The organism is Bacillus mycoides, from assembly GCF_001757995.1.
GTDB lineage: Bacteria > Bacillota > Bacilli > Bacillales > Bacillaceae_G > Bacillus_A > Bacillus_A mycoides_B.
Genome location: NZ_LXLV01000019.1, coordinates 164,763 through 187,445 on the forward strand (window position 1 = coordinate 164,763; position 22,683 = coordinate 187,445).

19 protein-coding genes and 1 other annotated feature are annotated in these 22,683 nt (G+C 36.3%); of the genes, 14 read left to right on the forward strand and 5 right to left on the reverse strand.

Annotated features, from left to right (window positions below; genetic code table 11):
- The first annotated feature begins 25 nt into the window (after positions 1-25).
- The 3 genes from fabF to BWGOE10_RS05775 all read left to right on the forward strand — a co-directional run bounded on the left by fabF (position 26) and on the right by BWGOE10_RS05775 (position 3,055).
- Positions 26-1,264, forward strand: coding sequence for a beta-ketoacyl-ACP synthase II (fabF, locus tag BWGOE10_RS05765; RefSeq protein ID WP_002011323.1), 1,239 nt, complete (start codon positions 26-28; stop codon positions 1,262-1,264).
- A 112-nt stretch (positions 1,265-1,376) separates the two neighbouring features.
- Positions 1,377-2,168, forward strand: coding sequence for a DUF2268 domain-containing protein (locus BWGOE10_RS05770; RefSeq protein ID WP_070141275.1), 792 nt, complete (start codon positions 1,377-1,379; stop codon positions 2,166-2,168).
- Positions 2,169-2,308: 140 nt separating this feature from the next.
- Entirely contained in the window at positions 2,309-3,055 is a 747-nt protein-coding gene (locus tag BWGOE10_RS05775; RefSeq protein ID WP_070141276.1) for a YjbA family protein, read from the forward strand.
- 263 nt (positions 3,056-3,318) lie between these two features.
- Here BWGOE10_RS05775 and trpS read toward each other — a convergent pair whose 3' ends face one another.
- Positions 3,319-4,308 (reverse strand): tryptophan--tRNA ligase, encoded by a 990-nt coding sequence (gene trpS / locus BWGOE10_RS05780; RefSeq protein WP_070141277.1) that lies wholly within the window; start codon positions 4,306-4,308, stop codon positions 3,319-3,321.
- 74 nt (positions 4,309-4,382) lie between these two features.
- Positions 4,383-4,600, reverse strand: a binding site (T-box leader).
- 105 nt (positions 4,601-4,705) lie between these two features.
- Positions 4,706-5,086, reverse strand: a complete 381-nt coding sequence (locus BWGOE10_RS05785; RefSeq protein WP_070141278.1) for a DUF3899 domain-containing protein — start codon at positions 5,084-5,086, stop codon at positions 4,706-4,708.
- Between the two features lie 319 nt (positions 5,087-5,405).
- On the opposite strand from BWGOE10_RS05785, the gene BWGOE10_RS05790 reads away from it, so the two are divergent.
- The 5 genes from BWGOE10_RS05790 to BWGOE10_RS05810 all read left to right on the forward strand — a co-directional run bounded on the left by BWGOE10_RS05790 (position 5,406) and on the right by BWGOE10_RS05810 (position 11,100).
- A complete protein-coding gene (locus tag BWGOE10_RS05790) occupies positions 5,406-7,040 on the forward strand; it encodes a peptide ABC transporter substrate-binding protein (RefSeq protein WP_070141279.1) in 1,635 nt (544 codons plus the stop codon).
- 127 nt (positions 7,041-7,167) lie between these two features.
- Positions 7,168-8,097 carry an oligopeptide ABC transporter permease gene (gene opp3b / locus BWGOE10_RS05795; RefSeq protein WP_000534165.1) on the forward strand — a complete coding sequence of 310 codons (930 nt, stop codon included), beginning with the start codon at positions 7,168-7,170 and terminating at the stop codon, positions 8,095-8,097.
- Positions 8,094-9,110, forward strand: coding sequence for an oligopeptide ABC transporter permease (gene opp3C, locus BWGOE10_RS05800; protein ID WP_070141280.1), 1,017 nt, complete (start codon positions 8,094-8,096; stop codon positions 9,108-9,110). The genes opp3b and opp3C overlap by 4 nt, the downstream gene beginning before the upstream one ends.
- Positions 9,111-9,128: 18 nt before the next feature.
- On the forward strand, positions 9,129-10,172 hold the full coding sequence (locus BWGOE10_RS05805; protein WP_002149824.1) for an ABC transporter ATP-binding protein: 1,044 nt from the start codon (positions 9,129-9,131) through the stop codon (positions 10,170-10,172).
- The gene (locus BWGOE10_RS05810; protein WP_070141281.1) at positions 10,165-11,100 is read left to right on the forward strand and encodes an ABC transporter ATP-binding protein; all 936 of its coding nucleotides are present in this window, start codon (positions 10,165-10,167) and stop codon (positions 11,098-11,100) included. Before BWGOE10_RS05805 ends, BWGOE10_RS05810 begins: the two co-directional genes overlap by 8 nt.
- Positions 11,101-11,245: 145 nt before the next feature.
- On the opposite strand, the gene BWGOE10_RS05815 is transcribed toward BWGOE10_RS05810, so the two are convergent.
- A complete protein-coding gene (locus tag BWGOE10_RS05815) occupies positions 11,246-12,691 on the reverse strand; it encodes an MATE family efflux transporter (RefSeq protein WP_070141282.1) in 1,446 nt (481 codons plus the stop codon).
- Positions 12,692-13,044: 353 nt separating this feature from the next.
- On the opposite strand from BWGOE10_RS05815, the gene BWGOE10_RS05820 reads away from it, so the two are divergent.
- Complete coding sequence (locus BWGOE10_RS05820; protein WP_070141283.1) at positions 13,045-14,691, forward strand: peptide ABC transporter substrate-binding protein; 1,647 nt, start codon at positions 13,045-13,047, stop codon at positions 14,689-14,691.
- A 30-nt stretch (positions 14,692-14,721) separates the two neighbouring features.
- On the opposite strand, the gene BWGOE10_RS05825 is transcribed toward BWGOE10_RS05820, so the two are convergent.
- Positions 14,722-14,925 (reverse strand): hypothetical protein, encoded by a 204-nt coding sequence (locus BWGOE10_RS05825; RefSeq protein ID WP_000559981.1) that lies wholly within the window; start codon positions 14,923-14,925, stop codon positions 14,722-14,724.
- A 580-nt stretch (positions 14,926-15,505) separates the two neighbouring features.
- On the opposite strand from BWGOE10_RS05825, the gene spx reads away from it, so the two are divergent.
- Positions 15,506-15,901 (forward strand): transcriptional regulator Spx, encoded by a 396-nt coding sequence (gene spx / locus BWGOE10_RS05830; RefSeq protein ID WP_002011348.1) that lies wholly within the window; start codon positions 15,506-15,508, stop codon positions 15,899-15,901.
- 50 nt (positions 15,902-15,951) lie between these two features.
- On the opposite strand, the gene BWGOE10_RS05835 is transcribed toward spx, so the two are convergent.
- Complete coding sequence (locus BWGOE10_RS05835) at positions 15,952-16,626, reverse strand: TerC family protein (protein WP_070141284.1); 675 nt, start codon at positions 16,624-16,626, stop codon at positions 15,952-15,954.
- A 436-nt stretch (positions 16,627-17,062) separates the two neighbouring features.
- On the opposite strand from BWGOE10_RS05835, the gene mecA reads away from it, so the two are divergent.
- From mecA to pepF, 4 genes are all read left to right on the forward strand, one after another.
- Positions 17,063-17,746 (forward strand): adaptor protein MecA, encoded by a 684-nt coding sequence (mecA, locus tag BWGOE10_RS05840; protein WP_070141285.1) that lies wholly within the window; start codon positions 17,063-17,065, stop codon positions 17,744-17,746.
- Between the two features lie 72 nt (positions 17,747-17,818).
- On the forward strand, positions 17,819-19,363 hold the full coding sequence (locus BWGOE10_RS05845) for a cardiolipin synthase (RefSeq protein WP_070141286.1): 1,545 nt from the start codon (positions 17,819-17,821) through the stop codon (positions 19,361-19,363).
- 90 nt (positions 19,364-19,453) lie between these two features.
- The gene (locus BWGOE10_RS05850) at positions 19,454-20,689 is read left to right on the forward strand and encodes a competence protein CoiA (RefSeq protein ID WP_070141432.1); all 1,236 of its coding nucleotides are present in this window, start codon (positions 19,454-19,456) and stop codon (positions 20,687-20,689) included.
- A gap of 50 nt (positions 20,690-20,739) precedes the next feature.
- On the forward strand, positions 20,740-22,566 hold the full coding sequence (pepF, locus tag BWGOE10_RS05855) for an oligoendopeptidase F (RefSeq protein ID WP_070141287.1): 1,827 nt from the start codon (positions 20,740-20,742) through the stop codon (positions 22,564-22,566).
- Positions 22,567-22,683: the final 117 nt, after the last annotated feature.

The following is a 22,683-nucleotide window of genomic DNA, read 5'->3' on the forward strand; positions in this document are numbered from 1 at the left end:
AGAGAAAAAAAGGAGTGTATTTTGTATGGAAAAAAAGAGGGTCGTAATTACAGGGCTAGGAGCTGTTACACCGATCGGAACAGATGTTGAAACAGCTTGGGAAAACATTAAAAACGGTGTATCCGGAATCGGACGACTTACAAGAATAGATTCAGAACAAATTCCTGCAAAAGTAGCAGCAGAAATTAACGACTTTGAAGTCGAAAAATATATAGATAAAAAAGAAGCGCGCCGTATGGACCGCTTTACGCAATATGCAGTAGCAGCAGCGAAAATGGCAGTTGCAGATGCGAAGCTTGAAATTACAGAAGAAAATGCACCACGCATTGGTGTATGGGTTGGTTCTGGTATTGGTGGTATGGAAACATACGAAGAACAATTTAAGATTTTTACTGAAAAAGGTCCGCGCCGCGTGAGCCCATTCTTCGTACCAATGATGATTCCAGATATGGCAGCAGGTCAAGTGTCAATCGCTACAGGAGCGAAAGGAATTAATACTTGCTCTGTAACAGCTTGTGCATCTGGAGCAAACTCAATTGGTGATGCGTTTAAAGTAATCCAGCGCGGTGATGCTGATGCGATGATAACGGGCGGAGCAGAAGCGCCATTAACAAGTATGGCATTCGCTGGATTTAGTTCAGCGAAAGCATTAACATTCAATGAAGATCCAGCAACAGCTTGCCGCCCATTTGATAAAAACCGTAGTGGTTTCGTAATGGGTGAAGGATCAGGAATTCTTATTCTTGAAGAATTAGAGCACGCATTAGCACGTGGTGCTCACATTTATGCGGAAATTGCTGGTTATGGTGCAACTGGTGATGCGTTCCATATTACAATGCCAGCTCCTGGCGGTGAAGGCGGAGTTCGTGCGATGCGTCAAGCTTTAGCTGATGCAGGTCTAGAGCCAGAAGATATTGATTACATTAATGCACATGGTACAAGTACAGATGCAAATGAAAAGTATGAAACGATGGCAATTAAAGAAACTTTCGGTGAGCATGCATATAAAGTAGCGATTAGCTCAACGAAATCAATGACAGGTCATTTATTAGGAGCAGCTGGTGCTGTTGAAGCGATCTTCTCTATTAAATCAATTACAGACGGAGTAATTCCTCCGACGATTAACTATGAAACACCAGATCCAGAATGTGATTTAGATTACGTACCAAATACAGCGAGACATCAAGAAGTGCGAGCTGTATTAAGTAATTCATTAGGATTCGGTGGTCATAACGCAGTATTAGTATTTAAAGCATATAAGTAATATGTACAATAAGGTGTCTTTTCGTAGTACTACGAAAAGACACCTTATTTATTTTTTATCACCTTTACGTTCCATTCTTTTTTGCATATACATAAGAAAAGGGGGGATGAAGGTGGGGGTTGTTGAAACGGCAGAATGGTTACATCTGTATTATGGACGTCCAGAGAAGCTTTGTGAGAAATTTACAAAGTATATTCCATTGCCAAAAGAGAGGCTGTATCGTTTTTTAATCTCTAAAGGTATGTATCGCCCAGTAATGCGGGGAGAGCGGGAAATTAAAGAATTAGAGAAAAAAGAAATTTGGAAAGAGCTTAGCATGGAGTATGAAAAATTGAAAAGTTGGCTAAAAGGTCCAGATGTCCCTATCTTTATTTTATTATCAGATTCATATAATCGAACGGTACAAGAGGAATATAACGGGAAAGCTGGTTTATCTATGCGTCACGTTATTTTCTTATTCGTATGTGGACGTAATTCAGTAGAGGAACTAAAGGCGTTATTAACGCATGAATATCACCATATATGTAGATTACATCAAATTGAGACGAAGGAAACAGAGTATACATTACTTGATACGATGATTATGGAAGGGTTAGCTGAGCAAGCTGTGTATGAAAGGTATACAGAAAAAAGGTGTGCACCGTGGACTACTTACATTTCAAAAGAAGATGCTATTTATTATTGGAGAAATTCAATACAAGAACGAATAGACGTAAAGAGAGGTACGAGGGAGCATGATGTTTTATTAAATGGACTGCACTCGTATCCGAAAATGCTTGGCTATGCACTTGGATTCCATATTGTAAAAGATTGTGTAGCTTTTGAAGGGGAAAATACGCTGTCTTTATTATCTATAGATGCGAAGGAAATATTGAATAAAGCAAATACATTTCATGTTTCATAAAAAACAGGGGAGCTATCTCCTGTTTTTTTATATTATAGAAGAAAAAATAATAATTAGAATATATTTCCTCAAGTGGAATAAAGTTAAGCAAAAATGAACATAATGATTGGTACAAACAGTAGTGAAGTGAGGGGTAGTGAATGTTATATCTACATGATGTATGGGTAAATTGGTTTGAAGGTGAAGAGAATGGGTATAACGTTTGTCATTTTTACGAATGGCGGAAAGATGATACGATTGAGCTATTAGATCAAGTGCCATTATTAAAAGTAGATTCCACATTATATCATTACATCGAGAACGAATTATTAGAGCTTCCGCAAAAATTATTGGAAGACGTACATCATAAGGCTTATATTCGTAAAAATCACGAACGTTTGCAACAAGAATATTGTTTTGTAGTTACAGATGGAAAAGGAATTATTGCAATTGATTCAATCGGCTATAATGTGCCAATTAGAAAAAGTAGGCTTATACCTCGTCAAGAACAGATGGTATATGAGATGGTAGAAAATGTGCAAGCAGAAAAGTATGAGTTCCAAGTGGAAGAGATTGAAAAAGAACATCATATTTTATCACCGTCGCCTTTCATTATGAACGGTCTGACTCGTAAAGAAAGACAGTTAAAACAATTATTATTTATGGCGTTAGATCAATTACATACAACGAAAAATCCAGCTGAAATTCGCTATTGGTTCACAGAGTGGGATCCATCAGCGTATGGAATGGTCCAACATATGGAGTTTGAAGATGTTTGGGCTAAACTTTATGATGAAGCGAAAACTGGATGGTCTGAGAAGCACGAGCAATTATGTGAGCGCCTTGTAAAAGGACAGCCGTTTTTTGAAAAGTTATGGGAAATGGAAAATGAGCAGAAGGTAAATTAAAAAAACCGCCAATTGGCGGTTTTTTTTATGGAGGTGGCAAGAATGTTCGGTGGCTTCGCGCCTTCCTGCGAGGCAAAAAACGCCTCTGCGTCAGGAGCTCCATCCCCCTCACATTCTGAACGAGCCGCTTCCGCTTTATAATAATCCAGCTCCGGCTCCTAGCCCTTCGCGTCTAAGAACCTTCCCCACGAGAAGGTAAAAAGCACCTTCTGTGGGAAAGAACCTTAGCCGTCAGGGCTAAGCAGTCGCCTCCGCTTTATATGTTACCTACGTTTTCTGCTTAGTCCCATTGCGTTTTCTACTTTGCGTAGTTGTTTGAATGCAACGCGGTTTGCTTTTTCGGCACCTTTGTCTAGAATTTCGTCTAGTTCTGGTGAGTTGATTAGTTCGTTATATTTGTCTTGGATTGGACGAATTGCTTCTACAACTACTTGTGCTAGGTCACCTTTGAAGTCACCGTATCCTTTTCCTTCGTACATTGCTTCTATTTCTTCAACTGTTTTTCCTGAGAATGAAGAGTAAATTGTTAATAAGTTAGAGATTCCAGGTTTGTTTTCTTTATCAAATTTAACGATACCTTCAGAGTCAGTTACGGCACTTTTAATTTTCTTTTCGATTGTTTTTGGCTCATCAAGCATACTGATCATTGATTTTGGATTCGGATCAGATTTACTCATTTTTCTCGTAGGTTCTGTTAATGACATAACGCGAGCTCCTACTTTTGGAATGCGAATTTCAGGCATTGTGAAGATTTCGCGGTAACGCTTGTTGAAACGCTCTGCTAGGTCGCGTGTTAGTTCGATATGTTGTTTTTGATCGTCGCCAACTGGTACGATTTCTGTGTTGTAAAGTAAAATATCAGCAGCCATTAATGGTGGATATGTAAGTAATCCAGCTGGAACTGAATCTCTTCCTGAAGCTTTGTCTTTATATTGTGTCATACGTTCTAATTCTCCAACGTAAGCAACGGATTGCATAATCCATCCTAGTTGAGCGTGTGCTGGTACTTCTGATTGTACAAATAAAGTAGCTTTTTCAGGATCGATTCCGCATGCAACGTATAGCGCAGCAAGACTGCGGATGTTTTTTCGAAGCCCTACAGGGTCTTGAGGTACTGTAATCGCATGTTGGTTTACAATACAGAAATAACAGTCGTGTTCGTTTTGAAGCTCTGTAAATTGCTTCATAGCTCCTAAATAGTTTCCAAGTGTAATTGTTCCGCTTGGCTGAATACCAGAAAAGATAACTGACATAAGTAATTCCTCCTAAAATTGAATGTGCGATGGGGAAGAGAAGGCATACAAAAAAGCCCATTCATCCCAAATTACATAGGGACGAATGGACCGCGGTACCACCCTAATTATTTCACAGCTGTGAAATCTCTCAAGATCCATAATAACGTCTGGATATAACGCCAAAGCCTACTACTTTCGGTTCGGTTTGGTGCTCAAAAGCCCATTCCATATTGTACAATTACTTGTTCACACCAGCCACAAGCTCTCTGAAATTGCCCCAATATGTACTCTTCTTTATCATCGCATACATATAAATTTATTTATTGTTAACTGAGTCCTTTTAATATGAAAGAACTAAAGTTTTATAACAAAATGTTTTGCTGATTATTATATCATATGGAATAGTGTTTGCAAACTACATCAAAATAGTAAAGCTAATGAGGATCGAGAACAACCCAAGTACGATACCGGTAATACAAATCGGATACGTCCATTTGAATGAATATGTTTTATAAATACGTTCTTTCTTATCGATAGGTTCCTCTGCTTCTTCAATTAAAGAGTCAATTTTTTTATTCGTACCAAATACTCTTTGGAATGCGTAAATTGTTACGTTAAAAAATCCGTTTTGAAATATGAATAAAAAACCACCTATAAGAATAAAAATCAATGCAATATAGAATGAGATGTTGACAAAATTCAACAAAAACTGAGATGAAACGAGGAATGCGCCAGCACTAGCAGCGATTATCGCTACAAAAAATAGTATACAAGTATGAAAAAAAACTTTATTCAAAATATTCCCCTCCGTCAAAATATTACTAGAATTATTATACTATAAAAGTTATAATAAGTAATATAAATAATTTTTTGAAAATTATACACAATTGAGGTTCTAATTTCAAGATGATGGTAGCAATGTTAACGTATCCCTTTACGAAAAATTAAAAATATAAACATTTTATTAAAAATTTTAACAAAAAAACAAAAAACTATATTCACAATCGTCATATTATATGTATAATGAAAATTGTAGAAACTTGGAGATTATTCTTTCAATTCTGTTTTTCTACAAGTGAGGGTACAGGAAGTGCAATTAGGGGAGGCAACACAACATGAAGAAAAAGATACCGCTATTGCTTGCATCGACGTTGACAGTAAGTGTGCTAGGAGCCTGTAGTTATCAAAAAGATGATAATAAGGCAAGCGCGAAAGGATCCAGTACTTCAAATAAGCAAGTATTGAATCTAACAGAAACTGCTGAGATACCAACAATGGATACGACGTTATCAACGGATGCAGCATCTTCTAACATCATGAATAACACAATGGAAGGATTGTATCGTCTGGGGAAAGACGATAAACTTGTTCCAGGAGTCGCTAAATCTTATGAGAAATCAGAAGATGGTAAAAAGTATGTATTTAAATTACGTGAAGATGCGAAATGGTCGAATGGTGAACCTGTAACAGCGAAAGACTTCGTTTATTCTTGGAGAAGAGCTGTTGATTCAAATACGGGTGCCAAATTTGCTTACATACTATTTGATGTAAAAAATGCAGAGAAAATTAATAAAAAAGAATTACCAGTTGAGGAACTTGGTGTAAAAGCAATTGATGATCACACACTTGAAGTGGAATTAGATAACCCTGTTCCTTATTTTGTAAGTTTAACAGTCTATCCAACATTTTATCCTTTGAATGAGAAGTTTGTAAAAGAACAAGGAACAAAATTTGGATTAGAATCCAATACGACACTTTATAATGGCCCATTCGTTTTAAATGAATGGAAACATGAACAAAGTTTCCACCTTAAGAAAAATCCAACGTATTGGGAAAATAAAGAAGTGAAGCTTGAGGAGATAAACTTCAATATTGTTAAGGATCGTTCAACTGCTATAAATTTATATGAAACGAAAGCGATTGATCGTGTAGTATTAACATCAGAATTTGTAGATAAATACAAATCAGATGCTGATTTTAAAACAATTAAGAGACCATCTACACAATTCATTCGTTTAAATGAAAAAAATAAATTTTTAGCAAATAAAAATATCCGAAAAGCAATTGCGATGTCCTTTGAACGTGAAAATATCGGAAAAGTTATCTTAAACGATGGTTCAGAAGGAATGTATGGTTTTGTTCCGAAAGGTTTGGCAAAAGGACCTAACGGAAAAGACTTCCGTGAAGAGAACGGAAAGCTTATAAAAGAGGATGTTAAAGAAGCTCAAAAATATTGGGAAGCTGGTAAAAAAGAACTTGGTGTAGACAAAGTAGAGTTAGAGTTATTAAACTTTGATACTGATGATGCCAAAAAAATCGGAGAGTATTTAAAGGGACAATTCGAAAAGAACTTACCAGGTTTAACAGTTTCAACAAAAATGCAGCCATTTGCACAAAAATTAAAACTTGAAGCAAGTGGAGATTATGCGATGTCATATGCGGGATGGAGTCCAGATTATATGGATCCAATGTCATTCCTTGAAATGTATACAACAGGTAATTCACAAAATAAAGTGAATTACGCAAATCCAGCTTATGATGAACTAATTAAGAAAGCCAAAACAGAAGTAGATGTACAAGCTCGTTGGGATGCTCTATTAAAAGCAGAACAACAACTGCTTGAAGATGCAGCGATTGCTCCAGTATATCAACCTGGAAAGGCATATTTACAACGTAGTTCAATTACAGGCCTATTAGAACATAAATATGGCGGAGAATTTAGCTATAAGTGGGTTGAACTCAAAAACTAAAAATGGTTTCCATCATGAATAAGGGTATATGCCTATGATGGGCATGTGCTCTTATTTTAAAAAAATAAAAGTAAGAATATTTCAAACTATCTTATTGCTTTTGAGAAAAACGGGGAGGTGCTTGACTATGGGACGTTATGTATTAAAACGTTTCGTGTACATGGCTTTGACATTATTTTTAATTACTACACTGACTTTCTTTTTGATGAAATTACTACCGGGTTCTCCGCTTAAAAACCAGGAGAAGCTATCACCGGCACAAAAAGAAATCATTCTTGAAAAATATGGATTAAATGATCCAGTACCAGTTCAATATGCACGTTACTTAGGTAACTTAGCAAAAGGTGATTTAGGGGTATCATTCCAATATGATAACCGCCCAGTAACAGATATGATTGTGGATCGTATTGGACCATCAGCACAACTTGGTTTGCAAGCGATTATATTAGGAACATTTATCGGTTTAATTTTAGGAATCGTTGCGGCACTTCGTAACAATACGTGGGTCGATTATGGGGCGACAATTATTTCCGTACTCGGGATGTCGGTACCATCATTCGTATTCGCCGCATTACTACAATATTTCGTAGGGGTAAAACTTGGTTGGTTCCCAGTAGCATTCTGGAAAGGACCGGAGTTTACAGTAATGCCTACAATTGCCTTATCGATGGCAGTTATCGCAACAATCGCACGTTTCGCTCGTGCAGAGTTAATTGAGGTTATGCAAGCTGACTACATTTTAACAGCGAAAGCGAAAGGAATTAGCCAAGGCGTTATCATTATCAAGCACGCACTGCGTAACGCATTAATTCCAGTTGTAACAATTTTAGGACCAATGGTTGCAGGATTAATTACAGGGACACTAGTTATTGAGCAAATTTACGCTGTACCTGGACTTGGGGAACAATTCGTTAAATCGATTACAGTGAATGACTATACAGTTATTATGGGAACTACAATTTTCTATAGTGCGATCTTCATCTTAGTTATTTTCATTGTCGATATTTTATACGGAATTATTGATCCTCGTATTCGTTTAGCGGGAGGGAAAAAATGATGAAAGATGTACAAAAATTATCTCCAGATTTATTTCAACCAGCCAATCAAAGTAATGTTGATAATGAAGTCATTGCCCGTCCAAGCTTAACGTTTTGGCAAGATGTAAGAAGACGTTTGTTCCAACATAAAGGTGCAATGTTTGGTTTCGTATTATTAATGCTTATTGTACTACTAGCAATTATAGGACCGATGGTAAGTAAGCATTCTTATAAAGAGCAGGATTTAGGTCGTGCGAAAATGCCACCGAAAATTCCAGTGATTGAAAATGTTCATTGGCTACCATTTGACGGTACAGATCAATATGGTGTTGACCAATATGAAAAACGTGATATTAAAGAGTACTTCTGGTTTGGTACAGATGATCTTGGCCGTGATTTATGGACAAGAACATGGGAAGGTACACGAGTATCATTATATATCGCTCTTTTAGCAGCAGCGATTGACTTAGTAATTGGGGTTGCATACGGAGGTATTTCAGCCTTCTATGGCGGCAGAGTCGATAATATTATGCAACGTATTATGGAGATTATTAACGGTATTCCATACTTAATCATCGTTATTTTAATGGTAATCATTATGGGATCAGGTATTTGGTCTATTACACTTGCGATGGCAATTACAGGTTGGATAGGGATGTCGCGTATCGTTCGTGGACAAATCCTAAAATTAAAAAACCAAGAATATGTATTAGCATCTCGTACATTAGGGGCAACGAATACACAGTTAATTGTGAAGCACTTAATTCCGAACGTAATGGGACCAATTATCGTAATGACAATGTTTACAATTCCAACAGCGGTATTTGGTGAAGCATTCTTAAGCTTCATCGGACTAGGCATTCAGCCACCATTCGCATCACTTGGTTCTCTTGTAAATGATGGTTATAAATCAATTCAAACGTATCCACATATGATGTTCATCCCAGCGGTTGTCATCAGTATGTTAATCTTAGCATTCAACTTAATGGCAGACGGATTGCGCGACGCATTAGATCCAAAAATGCGTAAGTAAAAGAGGGGAGAAGTAAAAATGAAAACATTGCTAGAGGTAAAAGATTTGCAAGTCTCCTTTGATACACATGCAGGTGAAGTACAAGCTGTACGCGGCGTTACTTTTGATTTAAAAAAAGGAGAAACATTAGCGATTGTAGGAGAATCTGGTTCTGGTAAATCAGTTACTTCTAAAGCGTTAATGGGATTAATTCCGAATCCTCCAGGACGTATTAAAAACGGTGAAATCGTATTTGAAGGTCGTGACTTAACGAAACTAACAGAAAAAGAAATGCAGCAAGTACGCGGTAAAGATATTGCGATGATTTTCCAAGATCCAATGACATCATTAAATCCAACGATGACAATTGGTAATCAGATTATGGAAGGTCTTATTAAACACCAAGGAATGAGTAAAGCAGATGCACGTAAAGTTGCTTTAGAATTAATCGACCTTGTAGGTATTCCGAATCCAGAAGCACGCTTAAAACAATACCCTCACCAATTCTCAGGTGGTATGAGACAACGTGTAGTTATTGCGATGGCGTTAGCTTGTAATCCAAAATTATTAATCGCCGATGAGCCGACAACAGCGCTAGACGTTACGATTCAGGCGCAAATTTTAGAACTTATGAAGGACATTCAGCAAAAAACAGAAGCAGCAATCATTTTCATTACGCATGACTTAGGTGTAGTGGCAAATGTTGCAGACCGAGTTGCGGTTATGTACGCTGGTAAAGTTGTTGAAATTGGAACTGTTGATGAAATTTTCTACAATCCAAAACATCCATACACATGGGGCTTAATCGCATCTATGCCAAGCTTAGATGGTTCAGAGGACGAGCTATATGCGATTCCTGGAACGCCTCCAGACTTATTAAAACCGCCAAAGGGTGATGCTTTTGCACCACGTAACCCGCAGGCGCTGAAAATTGATTTTGAAATGGAACCACCTTTATTTAAAATAAGTGATACACATTATGCGGCAACTTGGTTACTTCATGAGCAAGCACCAGAAGTAAAACCACCAGCAGTTGTTGAAAAACGTATTCTTCAAATGAAAGCAGGTGAACAACATGACTAAACAACGTGAGAAATTAATTGAAGTAAAAAATGTGAAACAACACTTCGATGTGAGTGGTGGTGTTGTTAAAGCAGTTAATGATATTTCATTTGATATTTACCGCGGTGAAACATTTGGACTTGTAGGAGAATCTGGTTGTGGTAAATCAACAACTGGAAGAACGATCATTCGTTTATACGATGCAACTGCCGGTGAAGTGTTGTTCGATGGTGAAAATGTACATGGTAAAAAATCACGCGCAGAACTTAAGAAGTTCAACCGTAAAATGCAAATGATTTTCCAAGATCCATATGCATCATTAAATCCTCGTATGACAGTAGGGGATATTATCGCAGAAGGTATTGATATTCACGGACTAGCAAAAGGCAAAAAAGAGCGTATGGACCGTGTTCACGAACTGTTAAATACAGTTGGTTTAAATAAAGAGCACGCGAACCGTTTCCCGCATGAATTCTCAGGCGGACAACGTCAACGTATCGGTATCGCTCGTGCGCTAGCTGTAGAACCTGAATTTATCATTGCTGATGAACCAATCTCAGCACTTGACGTATCGATTCAGGCGCAAGTTGTAAACTTACTGAAACAGTTACAAAGAGAAAAAGGTTTAACATACTTATTCATCGCCCATGATTTATCGATGGTAAAATACATTAGTGATCGCATTGGTGTAATGTACCGTGGTCAAATCGTTGAGCTGACAACAAGTGAAGAGTTATATGAGAATCCAATGCATCCATATACAAAATCGCTACTATCAGCAATTCCACTTCCAGATCCAGATTATGAGCGCAATCGTAAACGTATCGTATACGACCCATCGCAGCATGATTATGGTAGTGAAGTGCCAACAATGCGCGAAATTCGCCCAGGACATTTCGTACTATGTTCTGAAGCAGAGTATAAGAAATATAAAGAAATCTATCAATAATAAAAAAAGCCATTCTTCCATTAAGGAAGGGTGGCTTTTTTCTACTATATAAATGAATTGTCAACATTGTCGGTAAGTCGATATATTGAAAGAATCGCCGATATAAATTTCATTCACTAATAACTACATCTTGATCAAACAAGTGTTACTGCGCCTGAACAGAAACGTTCTCATCTTGTTCATTTGGTTTAACAAGTGCATAACGTTCCCACGATCTACTTCTCCATCGGAAGAACATAATAATTGCCCGCGTCCATTCATCGATGGCAATCGCTAGCCAAATACCAACGAGCCCCATATCTAAATGGAAGGCGAAAAAGTAACCGAGTGGTAAGCTCATTAACACCATGGAGAATGCGCCGATTAAAACCGGATATTTTGCATCGCCAGCTGCACGAAGTGAATTAATGATGACGATGTTCATCGTCCGTCCTGTTTCAAGTAGTACACTTAGTAAAAGAACGCTTGCCCCTAGAGAGATAATATGGGGATTATCCGTAAATAGTCCCATTAATTGTGTGCGGAATGTAACAACGAGAATGACCATAAATAAAGTTACACCAATCGCCCATTGTACACTTTTCCATACGCGTGTGTAAGCTTCATCTTTTTCATTTCCGCCAACTAGGCGTCCAACGATAATAGCTGTTCCCATACCGATAGCAATTGCGAATAAATAAGTGAACATGGAAATGTTAGTAGCGTATTGTCTTGCTGCTAATGATTCCGTACCTAAGTATGTTGCGTAATATAAGAAGACAATTTGACAAGCTTGATACATGACTTGTTCGAATGCAGATGGAATGCCGATCTTTAAAATTTTGCCAACGTATTCTTTTGATAAAGTGAAGTAATATTGTAATTTCACACGGTATTCCATAACGCGATACAGTAACCAGAAGAAAACGATAAGTGCGATTAACCGGCTGACAGCGGAAGAAATCGCGGCCCCTTGCACACCAAGTTCAGGGAAACCGAATTTCCCGAAAATAAGTACGTAGTTTCCGGCGATATGAATAATATTCATTCCAAGCGAAACAAACATTGCTTGCTTTGTAAAGCCGTGAACGCGGATAATTGCGGCTAATGAGTTAATAATAGCTTGAAGGAAAATAGCTCCTCCGACGATGGATAGATAGCTTTGTGCATACGTTAGTACATCGCCTTGTAAATTCATTGCCACCATCATATGTTTTGAAAATAAAAGAAAACCAGCGCTTATAATGAGTCCGACCACTAAATTTAATGTGACTGCTAATGCTGATATTTTTGATGCTTCCATAAAGCGTTTAGAACCGAGGTATTGGGATACAACGATAGCTGCGCCATTCCCAATGACTTCTAGTACTAAAATCGCGATATGAAGGTATTGATTCGCTGCACCAACCCCAGATACAGCATCGTCTGATAATGCACTTAACATGAAAGTATCAGCGATCCCCATCAGCATAAAAAGAAAAACTTCTAGAAAAATAGGCCATGTTAATAAGAATAAACTTAATTTCTCTGTTGGCCCGTTTTTTGAGTGAATTGCTGTCATGTCCGTCCCCTCTTTACCGATATCTATTTTTAGCAAAGTGTATCGTAACACACTTTCATATCCTTTGCACTTAATTTAGCCTACATATTTTCAATATGAATAAACCTTCATTTTATGACAGAAAAGGAAGAATAATTATACGTAAGGTATTATAGAATATAAAATTTATTTTTCTCTGATAATTTAGAAAAGTATAAAATTTAGTGTTTTTAACACTTTAGTTCAATAAAAACGCAGTGTGAAACGTTTACAAATATAGAATGCGTTAACAGAAAATTTTAATAAAATAGAAATATAAATATACAAAGAATATATTTATGTGTATAATATGAATTATTAGAACATATATATATTTCTTTCTGTTTGAAAATGAAAGGGCTAACATTTTTTTGGAGGGTGGAAGTATGAAAAAAAAGATACCAGTTTTTGTAGCATCAACAGTAGCAATGAGCATGATTTTAGGGGCATGTGGCTACCAAAAAGATGAACCGCAAGCGAACGCAAAAGGGGATAGCGGGAAAAGCGGTGCGAAGCAAGTTATTAACTTAATTGAAACACAAGAAATTCCAACGATGGACCCAGCGTTATCAGCTGATGCAGTTTCTTCAAAAGTAATGAACAATACGATGGAAGGTCTATACCGCCTTGGGAAAGACGATAAATTAGTTCCAGGTGTAGCGAAGGAATTCCAGAAGTCAGAAGACGGTAAAAAGTATACATTTAAATTACGTGAAGATGCAAAATGGTCAAATGGTGAACCTGTAACGGCGAAAGATTTCGTGTATGCATGGCAAAGAGCAATTAATCCAGATACAGCTGCGAAATCGGCGTACATTATGTACGATATAAAAAATGCTGAGAAAATTAATAAAAAAGAGATGAGTCCAGATCAATTAGGCGTGAAAGCGATTGATGATCATACATTAGAAGTAGAATTAGATAATTCTATTCCATATCTTGTTGATTTAATGGTCTATCCGATCTTCTATCCTGCTAATGAAAAGTATGTGAAAGAGCAAGGGACGAAGTTTGGTTTAGAAGCAAATACAACACTTTATAACGGACCATTTACATTAAGTGATTGGCAACATGAACGTAGCTTCAAAATGACAAAGAGCCCATCGTATTGGGACAATAAAGAAGTGAAGCTCGAGGAAGTAAACTTTAATATTGTAAAAGATACGTCTACGCCAATTAATTTATATGAAACAAACGCAGTCGATCGAGCAACGTTATTAGCAGAGTTCATCGATAAATATAAAGGAAAACCAGATTTCAAAACGGTAGAAGATACATCTGTATTCTTCCTTCGCTTAAATCAAAAAGACCCAGCTTTAGCAAATAAAAATATTCGTAAAGCAATTTCTCTTGGTTTTGACCGTAAACCATTCGTTGATACATTATTAAATAACGGTTCTAAGCCAGCGACGGGATTAATTCCTGACAATTTCATTAAAGGACCGGATAAACAAGATTTCCGTGCTGAAAATGGAGATATTGTAAAACCGAATGTGAAAGAAGCGAAAAAGTATTGGGAAGCTGGTAAAAAAGAACTTGGTAAAAATGAAATCGAATTAGAGATGTTAAATGAAGACGTGGAATTATCGAAGAAAACTGGTGAATATTTAAAAGGTGAGTTAGAAAAGAATTTACCAGGTTTAACAGTGAAAATTAAACAGCAGCCATTCGCGCAAAAACTAAAATTAGAAGATGCGGGTGACTATGTAATGTCATTCTCTGGATGGAGTGCAGACTTCCCAGATCCAGTTACATATCTTGATATGTTCGTAACTGACGGAGCACAGAATAAAATGAATTATTCTAATCCGAAGTACGATGAGATTATTATGAAAGCGAAGAAAGATGGAAGCGACGTAAATGCTCGCTGGAAAAACTTATTAGAAGCAGAAAAAATGTTACTTGATGACGCTGCGATTGTTCCAGTATATCAACGTGGTAGAGCATATTTACAAAGAGAAACAATTAAAGATATGTACAACCATAAGTATGGTGGCGAAGTAAGCTTCAAATGGGCATCAGTAGGAAAATAACAAAAAAAAGCAGGTGATTACCTGCTTTTTTTAGTACGTACGTTTTTTATAAATGCCTTTTCCGCCAACTTGGTTCCAGCCAGATTGTACATCTAAACTTTTGTTAACAAACTTCATTTTTTCTTTCCCACCAAAGAGTTTTTCACCGATGCTATTTGTAATGACACCAATCAATGCTGTTATTCCGATGATGAGGGTAGCAACAATGATAAAATCAGTAAAAAAAGCGATCATATGCAAATTCCCCCTTTGCCTGTCTGTATTTTTATTGTATGAGATAAATGGTAAAAAAGAAAGAAATGTCAGAAAAAAATTTGATTTACTTTAGAAAGCATATAGACATGAGCAGGGAGATTTGTTAAAACAAGAACAGGCGTTCTGTTTCACTTCTAACCTTTAGAGTCTTACATTTTTCAATTGTTTTGTCGGGAAAAGGTAAGAAAACGCTCTCTTTTTGATAGGGAAGATTATGAAACTGTAATTGTATATCAATTGAAAATTATTGTAGAAAGTAAGTATCAAAAGGGTTGAAGACCGTTGTTAAAGGACAGTTTTACTGAGTTTAATCATGTTACATAGCAGTGGAGTACACGGAGAATTTTTCTCAACTAGCAGTAAATTCACTGTATATTTCTTGCAAAAACTATTGTATAATGATTATAGAAGTTACTTATTAAAAGTAATTGTTGTTGCTTACATGAATTGCGATTTTTTACTTTGCTATAAGACAAGTTATCGCAAAAAATTGCGGAAGTTAGAAATTTAAACTGTAATTAGTACAGAATTTGTACTCTTTAAGGAGAGTGAGCTTTGTATGGTAACATTATATAGTTCTCCAAGCTGTACGTCTTGTAGAAAGGCGAAATTATGGCTAGAGGAAAATCATATTCCTTATACAGAACGTAATATTTTCTCAGATCCATTAACGATTGATGAGATTAAAGAGATTTTACGTATGACAGAAAGCGGAACGGATGAGATTATTTCTACTCGTTCAAAAGTTTTCCAAGAATTGAATGTGAACTTAGAGTCTTTACCACTTCAAGATTTATATAAGATGATTCGTGACTATCCAGGTATTTTACGTCGTCCAATTATGATTGACGAAAAACGCCTTCAAGTAGGTTACAACGAAGACGAAATCCGTCGTTTCTTACCACGTACAGTAAGAACGTTCCAATTACGTGAAGCACAGCGTCTTGTAAATTAATTATAATAATATGAAAACCTTCTACCTATTATAGAGTAGAAGGTTTTTTTTTACTGTTTAACATTACGTAATCGCACTTGTTGAACGATAATACCTATGCATAAAACGGTGAAAATGAACAAATAAGGGATACTTGCGGTGAAACTAGGGTTATGATGAAAAAACGTTGTAAGTCTGTCTTCATGGGTAATCATTTTTCCTGCTGTATAGGCGAGAACTGATGCTCCGCAATAAATGAGAAATGGAAAGCGTTCCATGAGTATTAAAATAAGTTTGCTTCCCCAAATGATAATCGGAATAGAAATGAATAAACCGATAATTACGAGTGAAAGTCTTCCGTGAGCTGCTCCTGCAATGGCAATAACATTGTCAAACCCCATAACGAGATCCGCGAATACAATTGTACGCACAGCTTGGAATAAAGTTGTTTTTCCTTTGATAGAAGAAAGGTCGTTGTTATTATCAGTGAGTAAATTTACCGCAATTAATGTGAGTAAAATTCCGCCGATGAGTTGTAAAAATGGGATATCAAGTAAATAGACAGCTAGTATTGTGAGGAGAATTCGTAACACAATTGCTAAAATAGTACCAATCAAAATGGCTTTATTTCGTTTTGCTTCAGGTAAATTTCGGCTAGCTAGTGCGATGACAATTGCGTTATCGCCACCTAGTACAACATCGATACCGACAATCATTAGTACAGATGTTAAAAACTCTAAGTCCATTCGTCTGCCTCCATTTATGATGTTTTAATAAGCGAAATATATGTATGTGGTGAAGAAAGTTTGTCTAGTTTTGATCCCGCGCGCCCGGGGACAAAATAATCACCTCTAATAGAAGTTTCACTTTATTACAGTGTACGGGGGAATATGGGAATGTATGTCCAAATTTTTTGTGAGCAGTGCATTGGTATAATGGTATATTTATCCCGATTGGTGCGAGCTAGTAATCAGTGAAGGGTAAAAAAAATACTGATTAATGTTTCACTTTATGTAAACAGTCGAATACAGATAGGTATATAACTATTTTTGTAAAATAAATCGATTTTATTTCCCTTCTGGAGAATCTTATCATAAAATGAGAGTACGAGAATCTATTGATTTGTCATATGAGTGGGGGATCCCTTCATAACAATTCTAAACAGGAAGGGAGAGTTGTATTTTGGATATTGAAAGAGTTAACGATCATACGATGAAATTTTTTATTACGTACGTTGATATAGAGGATAGAGGATTTAACCGTGAAGAGATTTGGTATGACCGCGAACGAAGTGAAGAACTTTTTTGGGAAATGATGGATGAAGCTCGCGATCATGACGATTTCTTTATTGATGGACCGTTATGGATTCAAGTGCAAGCAGTCGATAAAGGGATTGAAGTACTTGTAACGAAAGCGGAGCTTTCAAAGGATGGACAAAAGCTGGAACTACCAATAGGTGTAGACAAAATTATAGACATTCCTCTAGATGAAGGCATCGAATCATTATTCCAGCAAGAATTAGTGGAAGAGGTAGAAGAACAAGTAGGAACAAACTTTAATGAAGATGGTACGTTTGGCTTTTTAATTAAGTTTAATGATTTTGAAGATGTCATTTCATTAAGTCATCGTCTTATCTTTGAAGATATAAAAGATGAATTGCATTCATTTGAGGACCGCTATTATGTATATGTGGAATTCGATGAAGTGCTACATGATGAAGAAGAAATTGATCGTATTTTAAGTATTGTTTTAGAATATGGAGAAGAATCTACTTTAACGATTCACCGTGTAAGTGAGTATGGGAAACAGGTTGTGAAAGAGCGTGCGCTTGAGACAATTCGCAACAATTTCCCTCCTAAAATGTAGGCCGATTTCTATAGTATGAAATCGGCTTTTTTTATGAAGAATAGGAAGGCTTTCTTATTTAGGGGGTAAGAGATGAAAAATACACTAAAACTACTTTTCTTTTTTCTACTACTGTTCGCATTATTTGTTTCATTACGCATGTTTATTGATGTAGCATTTTATTCGGATGTCATTGGGATAAAGGATGTTTCGATTTTAGGTATTATTAGTATTTTATTTACGGTTTCCGCATTTTTAATTGGATGTGTTATTTTCTTAGAAAACCGCCATCCGTCAAAAACACTTACGTGGTTAATCGTACTAGGTATTTTTCCAGTGTTCGGTTTCTTTGCTTATCTTTTATTTGGACAAAACTTTCGCAGAAAAAGAATGTTCCAAAAGAAGGCATTACTCGATGAACAGGCGTTTTTACAATATAAGGGACACGAAGATTACGAAGAACGGATTTTACGAAATCATAAGCATCAAGAATTGTTATTTCGTTTAGCAGATCGACTAGGTGCTTTAAATATTTCATTTCAAACTGAAACGAGGACGTTAACAAATGGAGACGAAACGTTTCAGGCAATTTTAGATGGGTTAAATCGAGCGAAACACCACATTCATATGGAGTATTACATTGTGCGTGATGACAAGCTCGGTACAGAAATTAAAGATATTTTAATAAAAAAATCAAAAGAAGGCGTTGTCGTTCGTTTTTTATACGACGCGGTTGGAAGCTTTAAATTATCAAATTCGTATATTGCAGAATTGAATGATGCAGGAGTAGAAATGATTCCATTTTTCCCTGTGCGCTTTCCAATTTTAAACGATAAAATTAATTATCGAAACCACCGGAAAATCGTTATTATAGATGGAAATGAAGGGTTTGTAGGTGGATTAAATATTGGTGATGAGTATTTAGGGAAGGATAAATATTTCGGTTTTTGGCGAGACACGCATTTATATTTACGCGGTGAAGCAGTTCAAAGTTTACAGCTAATTTTCCTTCAAGACTGGTTTTATATGACTGGTGAGGCGGTATTAGCACCTGAATATTTACAAGCGGAAGCAGTTGAGGGTGATCATTGGGGCGGAGTCCAACTTGTTGGAGGTGGACCGGATAATAAATGGGAAACAATTAAACATTTATATTTTGCAATGATTGCTTCAGCTAGGAAATCGATTTGGATTGCAACACCATACTTTATTCCAGATGATGATATTTTATCTGCATTAAAAGTAGCTGCACTTGCTGGTATTGATGTTCGTTTGTTAATGCCAAGTAAGCCGGATAAGCGGACTGTCTTTTATGCATCAAGATCGTACTTTCCGGAGTTATTAGATGCAGGAGTAAAAATATATGAGTATGAAAAAGGTTTTCTTCATAGTAAAGTTGTTATCGTTGATTCTGATCTCGCGTCAATTGGGACAGCTAATATGGATATGAGAAGTTTTCATTTAAACTTTGAAGTAAATGCCTTTTTATATGATACAGATAGTATTCGAAAGCTCGTTCAAGATTTTAAAGACGATTTAGAAGAGTCCAGTGAAATTCATGTTGACCGATTTCATAAGAGACGTCTTCATAGGCGGATTGTTGAATCGACGTATCGGTTATTATCACCTTTATTATAGAAAGAGATGTCCTAATTTAGGACATCTCTTTTTTTGAGAGGAATTTGTAGTAAATTGTAGAATACAAGGAGTTGAAAGGGTGTGATTGTGATGTTTATTGCAAGGAGAGAAAACGGAGAAAAAATTCACCTATTATATAACCGGGATGAAGAGCTTTTACGCGAAATGCGTAAACGAGAAAAATTATTTTGTACAGCTTGCGGAAAAGAAGTGCAAATGAAATTAGGAAAACAGAAGAGGTGGCATTTTGCTCATAAGAAAGTGGATTCATGTCTTGCCTTTTATGAAGCAGAATCTATGTATCATATGCACGGTAAAGAATTGTTATATAGATGGTTAAAACGTCAAGATTTTCATGTAGATATAGAGCGTTATCTGCCAGCAATCCAGCAACGGCCAGATATTTACGTAGAGAGAGCGGATAGAAAAATCGCGATTGAATATCAATGTGCAAATCTCTCCATAGAGCAGCTTTATAAGCGAACATATTCGTATTGGCAAGCTAGTATACAAGTCATCTGGATAATCGGTGGAAATCAGTTGAAAAAGCAATCCGCCTATTGGATGACATTCTCCTCCCTTATGGCGTTCTCCTTACAACCTTATCCTCAGCCATTTCTTATTTTCTTTTGTCCGAAACAAAAATCGTTTATGAAATGCGCATTTATCACTCCGTTTTCTACAAATGTCTCTTTCTCACGTACTATTTATTTACCAACCGATACGACTACTGTTGACATGCTCTTTTCTCCCGTTCCTTTCCAAAAAGAGATATTAGGACAAGAATGGAAGAGAAAAAAGGACCATTTTAGGCAAAACGCTCTATCTATCTGGAATTATAATCATAAGTCACTACTCCACCTCTTATATCAATATAAATGTACCCCAGCGAGTTTTCCTTCTGAAATCGGTATTCCGCTCCCATCCTCGTTTGCTTTTCAAACAAATCCATTTATATGGCAAGCTTCTCTTTATATGAAGTGTATAGGTATGCTTAAGGTAGGGGAGTATATTTCTCTGCAATACGTATGTAACTATGTAGCAAAGTATACGAAGAGGCGTCAACTTCCGTATTTTGTACAACATACATGGAAGGTAGCAGTTGCAGAGTATATGACATTTTTATGTTATATGGGTGTGTTAAATAAAGTAGGTACTAATAAGTATCGGAAAATAAAAGATGTTATTTTGTTAAAAACAGAGGAAGAAATTATGAAATATGATGAAATTTGCTTAGCGCATGCACTATCTCTATTTGAGACAAAGTACAACATGAGAGAGGGAAAAGGGGATATAATAAAGACTGATCGTGAAGGAATTACATAAGAAAAATCGAATTGTACTTAAGTAGAGATATTATAAGGAGGGCTTAAAGAATGGCTGAACAAAATACAGTAAAATCATTACCAAATCGCAATGAGATTGAAGAAGCAAACACATGGCGATTAGAAGATATTTTCCAAACAGATGCAGAATGGGAAAAAGAATTCCAAGCTATTAAAGAGCTATTACCGAAGTTAACTGAATTTAAAGGGAAACTTGGCGACTCTGCAGACAATTTGCTTGAGGCATTGCAATATGAAGATGAAATTTCAATGCGATTAGGTAAGCTATATACATATGCACATATGCGTTACGATCAAGATACAACAAACTCTGTGTATCAAGCATTAAATGATCGCGCAACAAATTTATACTCACAAGTATCTAGTAGCACAGCTTATATCGTGCCTGAAATTTTATCGATTTCAGAGGATACGTTACAATCATTCTTAAAAGAAAATAGAGACTTAAGTGTATATGAACATGCATTAGAAGAAATTACGCGTCAACGCCCGCACGTATTATCAGAAGTTGAGGAGGCTTTGCTAGCAGAAGCGTCTGAAGTGATGAGTGCATCAAGTAATACATTTGGTATGTTGAATAATGCGGATTTAAAATTCCCATCTATTAAAGGTGAAGATGGAGAAGAAGTAGAAATAACACATGGTCGTTACATTCAGTTTTTAGAAAGTGATGATCGTCGTGTGCGCGAAGATGCATTCAAAGCTGTATATGAAACGTACGGAAATTATAAGAACACATTTGCAAGTACGCTAAGCGGGGCTGTGAAACGTAATAATTTCAATGCACGCGTTCGTAAATACGATTCTGCACGTCAAGCTGCATTAAGTAATAATAATATCCCTGAGGCGGTGTATGATCAACTTATTGAATCAGTAAATGATAATTTACACTTACTACATCGATACATTGATATTCGTAAGCGTGCTCTAGGTCTTGATGAGCTTCATATGTACGATTTATATACACCACTTGTACCAGAAGTGAAAATGAATGTGAAGTATGAAGAAGCGCAAGAAATGTTATTGAAATCTTTAAATGTACTTGGTGATGAATATGTTGAAATTTTAAAAGAAGCATATGAAAATCGCTGGGTAGATGTATATGAGAATAAAGGAAAACGAAGCGGAGCATATTCATCTGGTGCATACGGAACAAATCCGTATATTTTAATGAACTGGCATGATAATGTAAATAATTTATTTACACTTGCTCATGAGTTTGGTCATTCAGTGCATAGTTACTATACAAGGAAGACACAACCGCACGTATATGGTGATTATTCAATCTTCGTTGCAGAAGTAGCATCAACTTGTAATGAAGCGCTTCTAAATGATTACTTATTGAAGACGACAGAAGATAAGAAAGAGCGTCTATATTTATTAAATCACTATTTAGAAGGATTCCGTGGTACTGTATTCCGTCAAACAATGTTTGCAGAGTTCGAGCATATCATTCATAAAAAAGTACAAGAAGGACATGCGGTTACGCCAGATATGTTAACGGAGATTTATTACGATTTAAATAAGAAATATTTCGGTGATGCTTTAGTAATTGATAAAGAAATCGGTTTAGAATGGTCTCGTATTCCGCACTTCTATTACAACTATTACGTATATCAATACGCAACAGGATTTAGTGCAGCGACAGCTTTGTCAAAACAAATTTTAGAAGAGGGACAACCAGCAGTAGAACGTTACATTAACGAATTCTTAAAAGCTGGAAGCTCTGATTACCCAATTGAAGTGTTGAAAAAAGCAGGAGTAGACATGGCATCGCCAGAACCTGTAAAAGAAGCATTGCAAGTATTTGAAGAGAAATTAAATGAATTAGAAGCACTATTGTTTGAAGAGAAGTAATGAAAAAAGACGAGGGATTTTATCCTCGTCTTTTTGTTTGAAACATTTGTTCAAAAGTATATAGTGTCGATATTTGTCGAATGATTAAAGTGATTTTCTTTACTTTTTCTATATTAG

Excerpts from the sequence above, each read along its gene's own strand:
- spx (WP_002011348.1), top strand. The coding sequence starts at position 15,506 with ATGGTAACATTATATAGTTCTCCAAGCTGTACGTCTTGTAGAAAGGCG.
- BWGOE10_RS05825 (WP_000559981.1), bottom strand. The coding sequence starts at position 14,925 with ATGATCGCTTTTTTTACTGATTTTATCATTGTTGCTACCCTCATCATC.
- BWGOE10_RS05835 (WP_070141284.1), bottom strand. The coding sequence starts at position 16,626 with ATGGACTTAGAGTTTTTAACATCTGTACTAATGATTGTCGGTATCGAT.
- BWGOE10_RS05820 (WP_070141283.1), top strand. The coding sequence starts at position 13,045 with ATGAAAAAAAAGATACCAGTTTTTGTAGCATCAACAGTAGCAATGAGC.
- trpS (WP_070141277.1), bottom strand. The coding sequence starts at position 4,308 with ATGTCAGTTATCTTTTCTGGTATTCAGCCAAGCGGAACAATTACACTT.
- pepF (WP_070141287.1), top strand. The coding sequence starts at position 20,740 with ATGGCTGAACAAAATACAGTAAAATCATTACCAAATCGCAATGAGATT.
- BWGOE10_RS05845 (WP_070141286.1), top strand. The coding sequence starts at position 17,819 with ATGAAAAATACACTAAAACTACTTTTCTTTTTTCTACTACTGTTCGCA.
- BWGOE10_RS05790 (WP_070141279.1), top strand. The coding sequence starts at position 5,406 with ATGAAGAAAAAGATACCGCTATTGCTTGCATCGACGTTGACAGTAAGT.
- BWGOE10_RS05775 (WP_070141276.1), top strand. The coding sequence starts at position 2,309 with ATGTTATATCTACATGATGTATGGGTAAATTGGTTTGAAGGTGAAGAG.
- opp3b (WP_000534165.1), top strand. The coding sequence starts at position 7,168 with ATGGGACGTTATGTATTAAAACGTTTCGTGTACATGGCTTTGACATTA.
- fabF (WP_002011323.1), top strand. The coding sequence starts at position 26 with ATGGAAAAAAAGAGGGTCGTAATTACAGGGCTAGGAGCTGTTACACCG.
- opp3C (WP_070141280.1), top strand. The coding sequence starts at position 8,094 with ATGATGAAAGATGTACAAAAATTATCTCCAGATTTATTTCAACCAGCC.
- BWGOE10_RS05805 (WP_002149824.1), top strand. The coding sequence starts at position 9,129 with ATGAAAACATTGCTAGAGGTAAAAGATTTGCAAGTCTCCTTTGATACA.
- BWGOE10_RS05810 (WP_070141281.1), top strand. The coding sequence starts at position 10,165 with ATGACTAAACAACGTGAGAAATTAATTGAAGTAAAAAATGTGAAACAA.
- BWGOE10_RS05850 (WP_070141432.1), top strand. The coding sequence starts at position 19,454 with ATGTTTATTGCAAGGAGAGAAAACGGAGAAAAAATTCACCTATTATAT.